Annotated in this window: 15 protein-coding genes and 1 other RNA gene; 12 read left to right on the top strand and 4 right to left on the bottom strand. The window is 63.9% G+C overall.

The genetic code is table 11. The features are described 5' to 3' along the window. Positions 1-122: 122 nt before the first annotated feature. Together pepP and QZY03_RS18050 are read right to left on the bottom strand one after the other, a co-directional pair. The gene (pepP, locus tag QZY03_RS18045; protein WP_295583511.1) at positions 123-1,433 is read right to left on the bottom strand and encodes a Xaa-Pro aminopeptidase; all 1,311 of its coding nucleotides are present in this window, start codon (positions 1,431-1,433) and stop codon (positions 123-125) included. Continuing rightward, on the bottom strand, positions 1,430-2,038 hold the full coding sequence (locus QZY03_RS18050; protein WP_363168534.1) for a UPF0149 family protein: 609 nt from the start codon (positions 2,036-2,038) through the stop codon (positions 1,430-1,432). Before QZY03_RS18050 ends, pepP begins: the two co-directional genes overlap by 4 nt. 149 nt (positions 2,039-2,187) lie before the next feature. On the opposite strand from QZY03_RS18050, the gene QZY03_RS18055 reads away from it, so the two are divergent. The 4 genes from QZY03_RS18055 to QZY03_RS18070 all read left to right on the top strand — a co-directional run bounded on the left by QZY03_RS18055 (position 2,188) and on the right by QZY03_RS18070 (position 3,552). Beyond that, complete coding sequence (locus tag QZY03_RS18055; RefSeq protein ID WP_026199087.1) at positions 2,188-2,397, top strand: TIGR02449 family protein; 210 nt, start codon at positions 2,188-2,190, stop codon at positions 2,395-2,397. After that, a complete protein-coding gene (locus tag QZY03_RS18060) occupies positions 2,394-2,723 on the top strand; it encodes a cell division protein ZapA (RefSeq protein ID WP_295583514.1) in 330 nt (109 codons plus the stop codon). The genes QZY03_RS18055 and QZY03_RS18060 overlap by 4 nt, the downstream gene beginning before the upstream one ends. 13 nt (positions 2,724-2,736) lie before the next feature. Further along, a non-coding RNA gene (gene ssrS / locus QZY03_RS18065) (6S RNA) lies at positions 2,737-2,920 on the top strand. 11 nt (positions 2,921-2,931) lie between these two features. Further along, positions 2,932-3,552 (top strand): 5-formyltetrahydrofolate cyclo-ligase, encoded by a 621-nt coding sequence (locus QZY03_RS18070; protein WP_295583516.1) that lies wholly within the window; start codon positions 2,932-2,934, stop codon positions 3,550-3,552. A gap of 532 nt (positions 3,553-4,084) precedes the next feature. Here QZY03_RS18070 and ilvA read toward each other — a convergent pair. Continuing rightward, complete coding sequence (ilvA, locus tag QZY03_RS18075; RefSeq protein ID WP_295583518.1) at positions 4,085-5,635, bottom strand: threonine ammonia-lyase, biosynthetic; 1,551 nt, start codon at positions 5,633-5,635, stop codon at positions 4,085-4,087. 80 nt (positions 5,636-5,715) lie between these two features. On the opposite strand from ilvA, the gene rpiA reads away from it, so the two are divergent. After that, entirely contained in the window at positions 5,716-6,375 is a 660-nt protein-coding gene (gene rpiA, locus QZY03_RS18080; RefSeq protein ID WP_295583520.1) for a ribose-5-phosphate isomerase RpiA, read from the top strand. A gap of 406 nt (positions 6,376-6,781) precedes the next feature. Here the strand turns inward: rpiA and QZY03_RS18085 are convergent, their stop codons facing one another. After that, positions 6,782-8,476, bottom strand: coding sequence for a porin (locus QZY03_RS18085; RefSeq protein WP_295583522.1), 1,695 nt, complete (start codon positions 8,474-8,476; stop codon positions 6,782-6,784). A 683-nt stretch (positions 8,477-9,159) separates the two neighbouring features. Here QZY03_RS18085 and QZY03_RS18090 point away from each other — a divergent pair. The 7 genes from QZY03_RS18090 to QZY03_RS18120 all read left to right on the top strand — a co-directional run bounded on the left by QZY03_RS18090 (position 9,160) and on the right by QZY03_RS18120 (position 16,840). Beyond that, the gene (locus QZY03_RS18090) at positions 9,160-10,281 is read left to right on the top strand and encodes a hydrogenase small subunit (protein WP_295583524.1); all 1,122 of its coding nucleotides are present in this window, start codon (positions 9,160-9,162) and stop codon (positions 10,279-10,281) included. Continuing rightward, entirely contained in the window at positions 10,278-12,068 is a 1,791-nt protein-coding gene (locus tag QZY03_RS18095) for a nickel-dependent hydrogenase large subunit (protein WP_295583525.1), read from the top strand. Before QZY03_RS18090 ends, QZY03_RS18095 begins: the two co-directional genes overlap by 4 nt. A 319-nt stretch (positions 12,069-12,387) precedes the next feature. Beyond that, entirely contained in the window at positions 12,388-13,080 is a 693-nt protein-coding gene (gene cybH, locus QZY03_RS18100; protein ID WP_295583527.1) for a Ni/Fe-hydrogenase, b-type cytochrome subunit, read from the top strand. Between the two features lie 50 nt (positions 13,081-13,130). Next, complete coding sequence (locus QZY03_RS18105; protein ID WP_295583529.1) at positions 13,131-13,772, top strand: HyaD/HybD family hydrogenase maturation endopeptidase; 642 nt, start codon at positions 13,131-13,133, stop codon at positions 13,770-13,772. Further along, positions 13,772-14,107 (top strand): HypC/HybG/HupF family hydrogenase formation chaperone, encoded by a 336-nt coding sequence (locus QZY03_RS18110; protein ID WP_295583530.1) that lies wholly within the window; start codon positions 13,772-13,774, stop codon positions 14,105-14,107. Before QZY03_RS18105 ends, QZY03_RS18110 begins: the two co-directional genes overlap by 1 nt. A 136-nt stretch (positions 14,108-14,243) precedes the next feature. Further along, on the top strand, positions 14,244-15,110 hold the full coding sequence (locus QZY03_RS18115; protein ID WP_295583532.1) for a hydrogenase expression/formation protein: 867 nt from the start codon (positions 14,244-14,246) through the stop codon (positions 15,108-15,110). Between the two features lie 230 nt (positions 15,111-15,340). Continuing rightward, a complete protein-coding gene (locus tag QZY03_RS18120; protein ID WP_295583534.1) occupies positions 15,341-16,840 on the top strand; it encodes a sigma-54 dependent transcriptional regulator in 1,500 nt (499 codons plus the stop codon).

Genomic DNA, 16,840 nt, shown 5'->3' on the forward strand with positions numbered 1-16,840 from the left:
CCTACGGGTTGGATTTTTCGCGGAAATCACCTTACGTTAGATTGTGGAGCAACAAAAAGTCTTTATGTTGACTCATGCCCTCATCCTAGGGGCTAAGTCCGACAGGCTGCTAGACGAGTTACCTACGATCCTCCCGCCATCACCGCCTCGATCGCGTCCGGGTCCTTGGGTGCCGCCGCGGACAGAACCTCGTTACCATCCTCGGTGATCAGCACATCGTCCTCGATCCGGATACCGATCGACCGATAGGGCGCGGGAACCGCGTCGGTCGCCGGCATGTAGAGTCCGGGCTCCACGGTCAACACCATGCCCGGCTCCAGGATACGCCAAGCGCCATTCTGCTTGTAGTGTCCGACGTCGTGCACGTCCATGCCGATCCAGTGGCCGGTGCGGTGCATGTAGTAGGGCTTGTAGGCTTCATCCTTGATCAACTGCTTCGGTTTGCCGACGAGCACGCCAAGCCGGATCAGCCCGTCGGTCAACACCTTCAGCGCTGCTTCGTGGGGGTCGATCCAGCGGTTTCCGGGACGCGCCTGGGTGATCGCCGCCCGCTGCGCCGCCAAGACCAGTTCGTAGAGTTCCCGCTGGGGCGGACTGAAGCGACCGTTGACGGGGAAGGTCCGGGTGATGTCGGAGGCGTAGCCGCCGAGCTCGCAGCCCGCATCCACCAGCACCAGATCGCCGTCCGCAAGGCGTGCGTCATTCTCCACATAATGGAGGATACAGCCGTTGACCCCGCCGCCGACGATCGTTGGATAGGCCTGAAAGCGGGCACCCTGTAGGGCACAGTGGTGCTGGAACTCGACCTCCAGCTCCGACTCGACCCGACCGGGACGGCAGCGGCGCATGAGTTGCCGATGCGCTTCGGCGGAGATCCGTGCCGCCCGGCGCATCCGCTTGATTTCGGAATGGCTTTTCCTGAGCCGCTGCTCGTGCAGCACGGCCTCGATGGTCACGAACGTCTCGGGCGGGGACGCCCCCTTGCGCACATTGGCACGCACCTGATTGACCCAGCCCAACACCCGCGCGTCGAACGCCGGATCGGCACCGATGGGATAGAAAAGCGGGTCACGCCCGTCGATCAGCCCCGGCATGAGCCCGTCAAGGTCACTCAACGGATACGCCTGGGCCGCGTGATAGGTCGCGACCGCCCCCTCCACGCCGGCCCGACGGCCGTCCCACTGCTCCCGTTCGGGGTCACGGGGACGGCAAAACAGAATGAATTCACCCTCTTTGCGGCCAGGGGCGAAGACGGCGACCGCAGCGGGCTCAGGAAACCCGGTCAGATAGGTAAAGTCGCTGGATTGGCGAAACGGGTAGTGAACGTCCCGGTTGCGTATCACCTCGGACGCGGCGGGCAGGATCGCGAGTCCGGCGGGGCCGATCGACTTGAGCAAAGCGCGGCGACGGCGCTGGAACTCGGCGGGCGTCACCGCGCCTCCTGGCGGGGGAGTCCCCGCTCGTCATGGATCAACATGGCGGCCACCCAGACGAACTCGATCAACTCGGCGAGCGCCGCTTCATCTTCCTCGCCCTCACTCAGCGCATCCAAATCCATCCGGGTGAGGGTCGCGAAATCGCTCAAGACCTCGCGGCCCTGCGCGGAGAGATCCGGCGCGGAGACCCCCAACACGCCCAGTGCGAACAGAAAGCCGCGGATCCAGTCGTACAAGGCGGTTGCCCGTTCGACCAGGGGCCGGTCGTCGGCGGGCAGCAGCAGCGTAAACCCGATATCCGGACCCTGGATCTCATCCAGGGTGCGCTGTGCCAGCGCGTGCAGCCCATCGCGCGCCGCCGCGAAGCGTGGATCGATCAGACCTGATCCCTGCGCAACGTCCAGGACCGGGGTCTGGTCAGGATCCGCCTGGGGCGTTTGCAGTAACTGGTTGAGCCAGACGCGCTCCGGGTGCGGTTCACCGCCGCAGATCAGACCGCACAGGATGCCCTGCGCCTCGCTCGGAGTCGGGGAGAGCGCGCTGATCTCGAGCAGTTGCCCGATCTGATTCCAGTTCTGATCCCCGCTCTGATGGGGGTGAATATCCGTGGCAGCCTCCGATTAGCCGGTGGGGGTCGGGCGCCGCGGTGCCCGCCTTTGTGTCGGTGGCGATCATAGCACGCGCTTCGGCCTGATTGACCCTGCCTCGCACCCCTTCTATAGTGCGTAAAATTGCTTGGGAGCCCCGCATCTTGGCCAATTTCGACATCGATCAGCTCGAACGCCGGGTGGATGGCCTGATCCACCTCTGCCGTCGCCTCCGAGAGGAAAACGCCTCCTTGCGTGCCCGCCAGGACGTTCTGGTCGCGGAGCGCGGGGAGTTGATCGAAAAAACCGAACAGGCGCGCAGTCGGGTCGAGGCCATGTTGTCGCGGCTGCGCGCGATGGAGGAGAGCCTGTGACTGAACAACCCATCGGAGTCGACATCAAGATTCTGGACAAGGACTACCGGATCGCCTGTCCGGCCGAGGAACAGAACGAACTGCTGGCCTCGGCGCGCTTCCTCGACAGCCGGATGCGCGAGATTCGCCAGACCGGACGGGTCATCGGCACCGATCGCATCGCGGTCCTGGCCGCGCTGAACATCGTCCATGAATTGCTGCAGGTGCAAAACGGACAGCCCGGCCTGGACAGGGAGCTCGCGCGGCGACTGGCCCGAGTGGAGGAGCGGATCGGGGAAGCGCTTTCCGCAGAAGCGGGTCTGGACTCGTCGAGCGAAAGGGTATAGCCTGTTCCTCAGACACCCCCTGTAGTGTTCGACCATGGCCTGGGTATTTTCTTGAGCCTAATTTGTACCCCGGGAGCATGACCCTGAGGCTGTTGCGCAAGTCCGCCCCGAGCGGAAAGCCTGAAGCCGATGCGACTGTTCCCACTTGAACCCTACGGTTCAAGAACAAAGGTTACGACGGCACCGGCGGGGGGTGTCCCCTTTTTTAGTGGTTGGATCTGTCACGCAAAGCGTTCTTAGAGCATCAAGGCGCGATCTGCGCGCGGCGCGGCGTCGACTCTCCCCCCAAGCACAACGCGACCACACCATCGCCTTGACCCGCACGCTTGGATGCGCGCCCGCCTTCCTGAACGCTCGCCGGGTCGCCGCTTACTGGCCCGCGGATGGCGAACTGGACCCCAGACCCCTCCTGGAATCAGCCATCAAACGCGGCCGACGCGGCTTTCTGCCGATGTTGCGACCTGGCAAGCGCCGTCAACTCTGGTTCCTGCGCTATCGACCCGGCGAGCCGATGCGCGCCAATCGCTTTGGCATACCGGAACCATCGAGGCGGCAACGACGACTGGCGCTCGCCTGGACACTCGACCTCATCCTGGTGCCATTAGTCGGATTCGATGCCGACTGCAACCGTCTCGGCATGGGCGGCGGCTTCTATGACCGCACCCTGAGCTTCCTGCGGCAACGCACCCGCTGGCACCGACCGCGCCTCATCGGCATTGCGCATGAATGCCAGCGGGTGGAGCGCATTCAACCCCAACCCTGGGACATCCCGCTGGACGCAGTGGCAACCGAACGGCGACTCTATCGGCGAAGCAGCAGCATCAGGTGACCAAGGCCATTAGGGAACGCCGTGGGCGTCTCGGTCGTTGTCGTTGTCGTTGTCGTAATCGAGTTTCGACACCCACGAGGATACGCTCTCGAACCGCACCGCTGCGCCGTCCGAGCGTTAAAAGCAGCTGCCTTGATCATTGCTCCGGCCGCAAGAAGACCGGCGGTCGAGGCTTTAGCGTGAAAGTCGCACAGCGACCCTGTGGGAGCGGCGTGCGAGGCTGCGTAGTCAGGGCTTCCAGCCCTGACCGTTCCAGTCCCGACGCCGTCAGGCCAGGATGGCCTGACTACGCACTTTCACAGTAAAGCCGCATCTCCAGTGCGGCAGGCCCAGACGCCGACCGGCACGATGATCGAGGCGCAAGCAGCGCAACGATACGCTGGTCCCGTGACCGGCGATTGTAGCCTGTCAAACGCCTGGCGGACTTGTCTGCCCTGGCGACATGGCGAATCGAAAGCCGATAGATATCAGGCTGCTCATGCCCACATTGAATCAATTCTCCGATTACGACAACGACAACGACTGTAATGGATCAACCGGTATCGGAGCCAGGCAAGCGCCCCGCAAAAATCCGATACGCCGGGTTATCGGTCTCATCCCAATGCGGATAGCCCAGATCGTCGAGCGAGCGGCGGAATGCGGCCTGTTCATCGGCCGGCACCGTCGCCCCCATCAGCACCCGGCCGTAGGCCGCGCCGTGGTTGCGATAATGAAACAGCGTGATGTTCCAGCGCTTGCCGAGTCCGGTCAGAAAATCGAGCAAAGCACCGGGGCGTTGTGGAAACTCGAAACGCACCAGGGTCTCGGCCGCCCCGCAGGCCGCGATGCCGGGGGCATGACCGCCCACCATGTAGCGGATGTGCAACTTGGCCGTTTCGTTGTCCGTCATGTCCAGCACCCCGAACCCCTTTTCGATGAGCCGCTCGATCAACTCGGCGCGCTCCTCATCGCCGCGGCCGAGTTCCACGCCCACGAAGACTTGGGCGCGCTGCGCATCCGCATAGCGATAATTGAACTCAGTGATCTGACGCCTGCCGATCACCCGGCAGAAGGCGAAGAAACTTCCCGGCCGCTCCGGAATCTCAACCGCCAACAGGGCCTCGCGCCGCTCGCCCAGCTCAGCACGCTCGGCGATATGCCGCAGACGGTCGAAATTCACATTGGCGCCGCTCTCGATTGCCACCAGATGCTCACCACGACAGCCGGTGCGCTCCACGTAGCGCTTCAGACCCGCCACCGCCAAGGCCCCGGCGGGCTCGGCGATACCACGGGTGTCATCGAAGATGTCCTTGATCGCGGCACAGATCTCGTCCGCGCTGACCAGGATCACCTCATCCACCCGGGTGCGTGCCAGCCGGAAGGTCTCCTCCCCGATCAGCCGCACCGCCACCCCGTCGGCGAACAGACCCACCTGCGGGAGTTCCACCCGCCGCCCGGCCGCGAGTGCCGCGTGCAGGGTCGGCGCGTCCTCCGGTTCCACACCGATGATCCGCACCTGCGGCATCAGCCACTTCACATAGGTGCTGATCCCCGCGATCAGACCGCCGCCGCCCACCGGGACAAAGATGGCATCGGGCGGCCGCGGATGCTGGCGCAGAATCTCCATGCCGATGGTGCCCTGCCCGGCAATGACCTCCGGATCATCGAAGGGATGAACGAAGGTCAACCCACGTTCCGCCACCAACTCCATCGCATGCGCATAGGCGTCGTCATAGGAATCACCGAAGAGCACCGCCTTACCGCCCAAGGCACGCACGGATCGGACCTTGATGGCCGGGGTGGTCCGGGGCATGACGATGGTAGAGGCGACCCCCAGCCGCGCCGCCCCCAGGGCCACACCCTGCGCATGGTTGCCCGCACTGGCCGCGATCACCCCGCGGGCGCGTACCTCCGGGCTCAGGTGCACCAGCTTGTTATAGGCCCCACGCAGCTTGAACGAGAACACCGGCTGCAAGTCCTCGCGCTTGAGAAACACCTGATTGCCCAGGCGCGACGACAGTTGAGCGGCCAGGGTGAGGGGCGTTTCCCGGGCGACCTCGTAGACCCGCGCCTTCAGGATCCGTTCGATGTAGCGTTCCGGCATGCATAAACCTTCAGCGGCGAGAGGTGCGGAAGTGGCTATGATACCCCTTGGTTCATCGTCGGATTCAGCGAGGTCCATCCATGCAACAAGACGAGCAAAAGAAACAGGCGGCCCAGGCGGCCTTGGCCTATGTGGAAGGCGGCATCATCGGCGTGGGCACCGGCTCCACGGTCAATCACTTCATCGACGCGCTGGCGACCATCAAGGGCCGGATCGACGGCGCCGTGTCCAGCTCCGAGGTCTCCACGACACGCCTGAAAGGCCACGGCATCCCGGTCTATGACCTCAACGGCGTGGGCGATCTAGCGCTCTATGTAGACGGCGCCGACGAGACCAACCGTCAGTTACAGCTCATCAAGGGCGGCGGCGGGGCCTTGACGCGCGAGAAAATCGTGGCGGCGGCAAGCGCGCGCTTTGTCTGTATCGCCGATGAGACCAAACTGGTGGACGTACTCGGCCGCTTCCCGCTGCCGGTGGAAGTCATCCCCATGGCACGCAGCCTGGTCGCCCGGCAACTGGTTCAACTGGGCGGCACCCCGGTGTGGCGTGAGGGCTTCGTCACCGACAACGGCAACCTGATCCTGGATGTCCACCACCTGAGCATCCTGGAGCCCGCCAAACTGGAGCAGCAGATCAACAATCTGCCCGGCGTGGTGACGGTCGGGATCTTCGCCTTGCGGCCAGCCGATGTGCTGATCCTGGGGACGCCTCAGGGACCAAAGACGCTGAAGGTGGAGTGACCGCGGCGGGCTTGTTGTGTTTTTTGGCGAGCTTGGCGCCTTGATCGTCGCTCCGGCCGAACCGGTCACCCGGATTTGGATTTGTCCACAGATGTCACAGATGAACACAGATGAAGAAAACATCTGTGTCGGGTGGCCCCGCCGACAGCGAGGCTGGTGGTGGATGCGCTACGCTTATCCACCCTACGAAACCGACTCCGCTGTAGGGTGGATAAGGCGCGCCGCTCGGTGTCAGGGACCTGGCACAGCGGTCGCGCGCGCCGCATCCACCAGGGGGATCGCGGGTTGCCGCCCAAATATGGAATTGCCGCCCATCGACTCCGCTTAGCCTCAACACAAAAAAACGGGGCCCGAAGGCCCCGCTTTTAGTCCATCCCTGGCCGCCCGCAGGCGGGCTTCTACATCATCAGAAGCTGTGCATCATGCCGATCGAGAAGCCGCTCCAGTCCGCATCCTCAATGTTATCCGTAACCTGCGTGTATTGGACGAACGCGAAGGTGCGCTTGCTGAAGTTGTAGTCATATCCGACGGCCCAAGAACTCTTCTCGTTGTTCTGGACCAGGATGCTGTCGGCGAAGTACTCACCCAAGGCGCTCGATGGGCAGGTGTAGCGGAAGCCAACGTTGTTCGGATCGGCGCAACGGTTCAGGTCGGCACGGCCCCACATCGCCTTGATCATGTTGTTGCCGAAGGCATAGCCGGCCTGCACCTGGAAGAAATTGCCGTCGGCGTCTTCCGGGGCACCCAGGATGTGCTCACGATCTTCATAGATCGCGGTCAGGCTGAAGCCGTTCCAGTCCAGCAGGCCCAAGCCAACACGCCACTTGTTGTCCGCCTCGGCGGTCATGCCGACGCCGTACAGCAGCTCGTAATTGGCGTTGTCAGACGCAAAGTTCTCGGCCTCCAGCGACTCGTAGGCAACCGATCCATAGAAAGGTCCATTCTTATAGATCGCCGCCAGGGAGTAGGCGCCAGCCAGGGAGTCTTCATTTTCGTTGAACACGCCAAGCGCGGTCGCGCCGCCCTGCGGAACAATGGCCGCCATGAACTGGAAGCCGCTCCAGCTCGGGGACACATAGGCCACCGCGCTGTCGGCACGCAGATCCTGGTAGCCGATCGTGTTGTTGTAGTCCGCCAGGGTGTCGGAGAAGAGATCCAGCTTACCGGTGGAGATCTTCAGCGGGGTGTCGTGACGACCAATCAAGAAGGTACCCCAGTCGCCGGCCAGGCCAACGAAGGTGTTCCGGAAGGCAAAACCGTCAGCGCGGTTACCATTGGCGATATTGGCATCGCGGTAAGCATTGGTCATGTCGACGCCGAGTTCGATCTGGTACACCGCCTTCAGACCGTTACCCAGATCTTCAGAGCCCTTGACGCCGAGGCGCGAGGCGGGTCCGAACCAGCTCTGGTCCATGCCCCAACCCTTGAAGGACTGACCGGCCCGGAAGGCCCCGGTCGCTGCCGATGCGACCGCAAGCTGCTCCAGCGTTGCAAGCCGCGCCACTCCGGCCATGTATTGACTCTCGGTGATCTTACCGAGCGCGAAATTCTGGTCCATCAGGTCAAACTGGTTGGTAAAGTACCCGTCCAGCGACGTGAACCCCGCCGCCGCCCCATTGCTCGCGAAGGCATCCTCTTGCGCCATCGCAATGTTCGCGATCTGGGTGGCGCGCTCTGGGCTGTTCACGGGAAACAGGTTGGGGTTGGTGCTATACAGATTCGCGGCTGCGACACCGGCTGCCTGCGCCTGTGCCTGAGTCCTACCCGAATTCAGAGCGGCTGTCGCGGCGTCGTAGTAGGCAGCCGTCGCTTCGTTACTCAGGTTTGCTGTCGTCAAACTTCCCAAGCCGGCGGCAGAGGTTCCGACCGGGTTTAAGCTACCAAAATTGACGCCGGTGTTGTAGGTCCCAGCCCCCTTGAACGTCAACATGCTGAACGTGGGGCCAACCTGCCGTCCGGGACGGAAGAAGGTGGCGTTCTGCTCGACATCGATATAGTCAAGCGAAACATTGACCTTGCCGTACATGATGGCTTCGGCAGAGGCGATGGCCGGGACGGCCATGGCGGCAGCGACTGCCAGGGTGAGTAACTTCTTGTTCATCGGGATCTCCGCTGTTGTGGATTTAGCAACAAGGACTGCATAAACCAAAAGCAATCGTGCTTTGCAGGGCTAATCATAGAGGACGCACGCGCCCTTTGCAACACGATCGAGAAAAAAAAGAGACACCCGTGACAAATGTTGCGTTTTCGGCACAAAAAGCAGGGGCTCGACCCCCACAGCAATTCCAGATCTGGGTGGCCACCGTCGGCAGCGTGCCGACGGCGAGGTCGATGGTGGATGCGCTGCGCTGATCCACCCTACAAAACCGGCTCCGTGTAGGGCGGATAAGGCGCGCGGCTCGGGTGTCAGGGACCCGGCACGGCGGTCGCGCGCGCCGCATCCGCCTATTTAAGGATCGGCTGATACCGCCCCAACCTGGAATTACTGCGACCCCATGTCATCGGCCGGCCGCCAGACCAGGGCGTGGCGCACTGGCGCGACATCGTGCCTTAGTTAACTACCCGACGCACCAGGTAGGTGTAAATTAAGCTTACGCACGATGGCACAAACCTGGCCAAATACTTGATAGTTGACAGACCAATCCGACATCAATCTGTCTTGCAAGCCATTGTTTACGATTTTATCTTTGTCTTTTCCAGACTCTTGGCCCGGCGTTTGCATTTGAGTGCTGCGCGCCCAGCCCCGGCGATCGCCGGCGGCCGACACCTTGAGGGGATGAGCACATGCCGACCACCGAGACCTTCTATGAGGTCATGCGGCGCCAGGGGATCACCCGCCGCAGTTTCCTGAAGTTCTGTAGCCTCACGACCGCGGCCCTGGGTCTGAGCCCGGCGACCGCCGCCGAAGTCGTGGCGGCCATGGAGACCAAACCGCGCATCCCGGTGCTGTGGCTCCACGGACTGGAGTGCACCTGTTGCTCGGAGTCCTTCATCCGCTCGGCCCACCCGCTGGTGAAGGACGTGGTGCTGTCGATGATCTCGCTGGACTACGATGACACCATCATGGCCGCCTCGGGCCACCAGGCCGAGGCGATCATCCAAGAGATCCGTGAGAAGTACCGGGGCAACTATATCCTGGCCGTCGAGGGCAACCCCCCGCTCAACCAGGACGGCATGTCCTGCATCATCGGCGGGCGCCCCTTCCTCGAACAGCTCAAAGAGGCCGCCGCCGACTGCAAGGCGGTGATCGCCTGGGGCTCCTGCGCCTCCTGGGGCTGCGTGCAGGCGGCGCATCCCAACCCCACCCACGCGGTGCCGATCAACCAGGTCATCCACGACAAACCCATCATCAAGGTGCCGGGCTGCCCGCCGATCGCGGAGGTGATGACCGCGGTCATTACCTACATGCTGACCTTCGAGCGCATTCCGGAACTGGACCGTCAGGGCCGGCCCAAGATGTTCTACGGCCAGCGTATCCACGACAAATGTTACCGCCGGCCCCACTTCGACGCCGGCCAGTTCGTGGAGAGTTGGGACGACGAGGGCGCGCGCCGCGGCTATTGTCTCTACAAGATGGGCTGCAAGGGACCGACCACCTATAACGCCTGCTCCACCGTGCGCTGGAACAACGGCGTGTCCTTCCCGATCCAGTCCGGCCACGGCTGCATCGGCTGCTCCGAGGACGGCTTTTGGGACAAGGGCAGTTTCTACGACCATGTGACCGACACCCGGGTCTTCGGCATCGAGGCCAACGCGGATCGCGTCGGTCTGGTCGCGGCCGGCACCGTGGGCGCGGCCGTGGCCGCCCATGCGGCGGTCTCCGCCATCAAGCGCATCAGCAAACCGGCCGAGTTCGGCGACAGTGAGCCCGGCGAGAGCAAGAAACAGACAGGGGACCGTTCATGAGCATCCAGACCCCCAACGGCTTCACCCTGGACAATTCCGGCACCCGCATCGTCGTGGACCCGGTGACCCGCATCGAGGGTCATCTGCGCTGCGAGGTGAACCTGGACGAAAACAATGTGATCCGCAACGCGGTGTCCAGCGGCACCATGTGGCGCGGGCTCGAGGTCATCCTTAAGGGCCGTGACCCGCGCGACGCCTGGGCCTTTACCGAGCGGATCTGCGGTGTCTGCACCGGCACCCATGCCCTGACCTCGGTGCGGGCGGTGGAGGACGCGCTCGGCATCCAGATCCCGGAGAACGCCAACTCCATCCGCAACATCATGCAGTTGACGCTCCAGTCACACGACCACCTGGTGCACTTCTATCACCTGCACGCGCTCGATTGGGTGGATGTGGTCTCGGCACTCAAGGCCGACCCCAAGGCGACGTCCACCCTGGCCCAGTCGATCTCGGCCTGGCCGCAATCCTCACCGGGCTGGTTCAGAGATGTCCAGAACCGGCTCAAGCGCTTCGTGGAGTCGGGGCAACTCGGCCCCTTCATGAACGGCTATTGGGGCAATCCGGCGTACAAACTGCCGCCGGAGGCCAACCTGATGGCGGTTGCCCACTATCTGGAGGCGCTCGACTTCCAGCGCGAGATCGTCAAGATCCACACCGTCTATGGCGGCAAGAACCCCCACCCCAACTGGCTGGTAGGCGGGGTCCCCTGCGCGATCAATGTCGACGGCACCGGGGCCGTGGGCGCGATCAACATGGAGCGACTGAATCTGGTGTCGTCCATCATCGACCGCACCATCGACTTTATCGATCAGGTCTACATCCCGGATCTGCTGGCCATTGCGTCCTTCTATAAGGACTGGACCTTCGGCGGCGGGCTCTCCAGCCAATCCGTGATGTCCTACGGCGACATCCCGGAACGGGCCAATGACAATTCCGCGGCCAACCAACTCCTGCCGCGCGGGGCCATCATCAACGGCAACCTGAGCGAGGTCCATGAGGTGAATCTGCGCGACCCCGAGCAGATTCAGGAGTTCGTTGCCCACTCCTGGTACAGCTACAAGGATGAAAACAAGGGCCTGCACCCCTGGGACGGCGTGACCGAACCCAACTTCGTGCTCGGCCCCAACACCAAGGGCACGCGCACCAACATTCAGGAGATCGACGAGGGCGCAAAATATTCCTGGATCAAGGCGCCGCGCTGGCGCGGCCATGCCATGGAGGTCGGTCCGCTGGCCCGCTGGGTGATCGGCTACGCTCAGGGCACCCCGGAGTTCAAGGAGCCGGTCGAGAAGGTGCTGACCGATCTGAATCTCCCGGTCGCCGCGCTCTTCTCCACCCTGGGGCGCACCGCCGCCCGCGGTCTGGAAGCCTCCTGGGCGGTGCACAAGCTGCGCTATTTCCAGGACAAACTGGTCGCCAACATCAAGGCCGGCGACAGCGCCACCGCCAACATCACCAAATGGGACCCGGACACCTGGCCGCGCGAGGCCCGCGGGGTCGGGACCACCGAGGCCCCGCGCGGCGCGCTCGGACACTGGATCGTCATCAAGAACGGACGCATCGAGAATTATCAGGCGGTGGTGCCCACCACCTGGAACGGTTCGCCGCGTGACCCGGCGGGCAACATCGGCGCGTTCGAGGCGGCGCTGTTGAACACCCCGGTGGCGGTGGCCGATCAGCCGTTGGAGATCCTGCGCACCCTGCACAGCTTCGACCCCTGCCTGGCCTGCTCGACCCATGTCATGAGCCCGGATGGGCAGGAACTGACGCGGGTCAAGGTGCGGTGAGGCGGGGCCCCGACGCGGGTCATGAATACAATCGTTGTCGTTGTCGTAATCGGCCTTGATCGTAATCCCGGCCAGCGGCGTGCGTAGTCAGGGCTTCCAGCCCTGCCAATGTCAGGCCAGGATGGCCTGACTACGTACCCGGCGAGCCCAAGTGGCCGGAATTCTGATCAAGGCCCATCTTCGCGGGGATCATCAACTCGATTACGATTACGACAACGACAACGACAACGAAAGAGACACTAACGGCGTTCCCTAGTGGATTTGTTTCGCCTATTCACGAACAGTTCCCTCACCCCCGTTGCCGCGGAGATCACCATCGATGAACACCGCCGTTCCGACCGTCAAGCGCACCGCGGTCTATGTCTATGAGGCCCCGCTGCGCGCCTGGCATTGGATCAATGCCCTGTCACTCACCGTGCTGGCCGTTACCGGCTATCTCATCGGCAGCCCGCTGCCGACGTTGTCGGGGGAGGCCAGCGACCATTATCTCATGGGGTACATCCGCTTCGCCCATTTCGCCGCGGCTTACATCTTCGCGGTGGGTTTCCTTTTCCGGCTCTATTGGGCCATGGTGGGCAACCGCTGGTCGCGCCAGCTCTTCGCCCTGCCGTTCTGGCGGCGGCGCTTCTGGAACGAGCTCTGGCATGAGGTGCGCTGGTACGCCTTTCTGGAGCAGGAGCCACGCAAATATATCGGGCATAACCCGCTTGCTCACCTGTTCATGGTGGTCATCATCACGGTCGGCGGCATCGTGATGATGTTCACCGGGTTCGCGCTCTACTCCGAGCAGACCGGACTCGGCAGTTGGCAGGACCGCTGGTTCGGCTGGGTCATCCCCTTCGTGGGACAAAGCCAGGACGTGCGCATGTGGCATCACTGGGGCATGTGGATCATCGCGATCTTCGTCATGCTGCATGTGTATACCGCCATCCGCGAGGATATCCTGTCGCGGCAGAGCCTGATCAGCACCATGATCAGCGGCTGGCGGATGTTCAAGGATGATCGCCCGTAGGATGGGTTGAGCGCAGCGAAACCCATCTGAAAAATAAACGGAGAAGTGAGATGAAGAATGACCCGAACATCCTGATCCTGGGCATCGGCAATGTCCTGTGGGCCGATGAGGGGTTCGGCGTGCGGGCGGTCGAAGCCTTGGCCGCAGCTTATCGCTTCGGCCCCAACGTGCGACTGCTGGACGGCGGAACCCAGGGGATCTATCTGGTGGATCAGGTGCGCTGGGCGGACGTGCTGGTGGTCTTCGATGCGGTGGATTACGGTCTGCCGACGGGGACGCTCAAACGGGTCGAGGGCGCCGAGGTTCCCAAGTTCATGGGCGCCAAGAAGATGAGCCTGCATCAGACCGGCTTCCAGGAGGTGCTGGCACTCGCTGACCTGCTGGGCGAGTCTCCGCAGCATCTGTTATTGATCGGCGTGCAGCCGGTCGAACTCGACGATTTCGGCGGGAGCCTGAGACCCGAAGTCAAGGCGTGCATCGCGCCCGCCATCGCGCTTGCCCACGACTATCTCGCTGGATTCGGCGTGCACGCCGAGCGCATGGACGAGGCGTCGGACAGCACTCGGCCGCACGCCCATGATCTGCCGGACCCGGCCCTGGCACTGAATGCCTACGAATCCGGCCGACCCAGCGCCGCCAGCGCCTATCGCCACGGCGATCCGCGGGTGCTGCCCGCGGCAGTGGCCTGCTGATGTGCATCGGCGTCCCCATGCAGGTCATCGAGGCCGGCCCCTATTGGGCCTGGTGCCAGGGGCCCGATGAGCGTATCCAGGTCGACACCCGGCTGGTCGGGGCGCAGCGCGTGAATGCCTGGCTGCTGGTCTTCCAAGGGGCGGCCCGGGAGGTCTTGACCGAAACCCGCGCCCGACTGGTGCTGGACGCCCTGGCCGCGCTCGACGCCGCCGCGGCCGGCCAACAATTCGACCACCTCTTTCCGGACCTGGTGGGACGCGCGCCGCAACTGCCCGAGTTCCTGCGCGTTGCCCAAGCGGGCCTTGATCGTAATCCCGGCCAGCGGCATGCGTAGTCAGGGCTTCCAGCCCTGACGGGGTCAGGCCAGGATGGCCTGACTACGCACGCCGGAATCTTGATCGAGGCTCACAAGCGAACAGCTGACCGCTCGTCCCCTGTTGCAACCAATCATCGCCCCCGGAGCCGCGCCCATGTTCCCCATCCCGCTGACGACCGGACTCGCTGGCCCAGGCACGCCGCCGCCTGGCCCGGACGAGGCGACCCTCGACTATCTGCCCATGCCCAAGACAATGGCGACCTACCAGCCCCCCCTACTGCCGGCGGCGGAGGACCTCAGCGTCTGCGGCGCCGCATTGGCCGTGCTGGAGCGGCTGCTGCAGGCGCTCGCCGCCCATCGCGTGGAGGATCCGCCGGTGATGATCGACCTGGCCGACCTGGACCTGACCAACCGCACGCTGCTCGAGCAGACCCTGGGCGAGGGCGAGGTCAGCGCACTGATCGGCGGCCCGCGGGCCGCGCGCATCCGGGAAACCCGGTTGGCCGGCGTCTGGTGGGTTCATGCGGTCGGACCCCAGGGCACCCTGACGTCGACTCATCATCTGGAGGTTGCGGATCTGCCGGGCCTGATTCGCGCCGAAGCCTTTCGCGAAGCGCTCCCGGCGGCACCCATCCCGGATCCCTGGCCCGCGGGCGTGATGAATGCGCCAGGCGTGCTGGTGGAGGTCAATGCGCAGGCCGCCCGCTATCGGCCGGGAGACCTGTCCCATGTGGTGAATCTGACCTTGCTGCCGCAGACCGAGCAGGACCTGCACTGTCTCGATCAGATCCTGGGCACCGGGTCCGTGACCTTGTCGTCGCGCGGCTACGGAAGCTGCCGGGTCTGCGCCGCCCGGGTTGCGAACGTCTGGCGGGTGCAGCATTTCAACTCGGAGGACCGTCTGATCCTCAACACCGTTGAGGTGACGGCCGCCCCAACCGCCGTGCTGGCCGCCCAGGAGGACATCGACGACAGCGCGGGTCGGCTCGCCGAGATCCTGGAAGCCCTGCGGTGCGGGTGAGGCGCCGCTGAGGTTCTATTCACGCCCGGAGATCCGATCGGACTTATAATACCCGCTTTACCACTGCAACTCCCTGGCGTTCGATGGTCCAACATGTACCAGAAGCCCTCACCGACCGCACGCCGACGCTGACGACAGCCGCCGGAACGCGCCCGGACCGGTCCGCCTCGCACAGCGTCGGTTGCCGCCGACGACTCCTGCGCACCGTGTCGGGCGGGCGTAACTGAGGCATGGCCGACGCGTGCCCGACGCTCCGGCCGACCGTCCTGCTGGTGGATGACGAGGTCTTATCACTGGATACCCTTAACCGTACGCTTGATGAGGAATTCGACTGCCGCACCGCCACCAGCGCCGCGGAGGCCGAACGCTGCCTGGAGCAGGACGATATCCGTGCCGTCATCTCGGATCAGCGGATGCCGGAGATGAGCGGTGTCGAGTTTCTCGCACGGGTCCGCGAGCGCTGGCCCGAGGTCGTGCGCATGATCCTCTCCGGCTACACGGACGCCGACGACCTGATCGACGGCATCAACCGCGCCGGCATCTATCAGTTCATCAGCAAACCCTGGCACCCCGATCAGCTCTTGCTCACCGTGCGCAATGCCTGCCGCTTGCACCAACTCCAGCGGGAAAACGCATTCCTGGCGCTGGAAATGAAGGTCATGACGCCCACCCTGGAGCAGCGGATGGAACATCGCCGCGCCCAGCTCAAGCGCAACTTCCGACTCGACAACATCATCCGCGGACCGCAGAGCCCCTTGAACCGGGTCTGCGAACAGGTTGCGCAGGTCGCCCTCTACGACGTGCCGGTGCTCCTCACCGGTGAGTCCGGCACCGGCAAAGAGCTGTTCGCCCGCGGGCTCCATTACAACAGCCCGCGGGCCGACAAGCCGTTCGTGGCGGAAAACTGCGCCGCGCTCGCCGATGACATTCTCGAGAGCGAGCTGTTCGGCCATGAGCGCGGCGCCTTCACCGGGGCCATCAACGCCCGCATCGGGCTGTTCGAACAGGCCGACGGCGGGACCATCTTCCTGGACGAGATCGGCGAGGTCTCCACGGCTTTTCAGGTCAAGCTCCTGCGCGTCCTTCAGGAAGGCGAGGTCCGACCGGTCGGCAGCAACCGCCGTCGCCGGGTGGACGTGCGCGTGGTCGCGGCCACCAACCGGGAGCTGGCGCAGGACATCCGGGTCGGACGCTTCCGCGAAGACCTGTTCTACCGCCTGGCCGGGGTCTGCCTGCACCTGCCGCCCTTACGCGAGCGCCGGGTCGACATCCCGCTCATCGCCCGCGCCCTATTGAGCGAACTGGTCCATACCCTGGACAAACCGTGTCGCGGCTTCAGCGACGACCTGCTGGAATGCCTCAAGGCCTACGACTGGCCGGGTAATGTGCGCGAGATGCGCAACGAGATCCAACGTATGCTCATCATGGCCCCGACGGACCAGTTGGGAACCGAGTTGCTCGACCCGCGCGTACGCCGGGGCCTCGCCCTGGACAAAAGCGACGTGCTCGGAGCGACCCGCGACAGCCCCATATCAGGCAACGCCAGACCGGGCACGGGCGGACTCAAGGAACAGGTCGAGGCCTTGGAGGAACAGTTGCTGCGCGAGGCACTGACCCGCCACGGCTGGAACAAGAGCCGGGCGGCGGACGCCTTGGGGCTGTCCCGCATGGGCTTGCGCAACAAGCTGGAACGGTATGGACTGCCTGCTAACCTACCTGGAAACCCTTAG

The organism is uncultured Lamprocystis sp., assembly GCF_903933125.1.
Lineage (GTDB): Bacteria > Pseudomonadota > Gammaproteobacteria > Chromatiales > Chromatiaceae > Thiodictyon.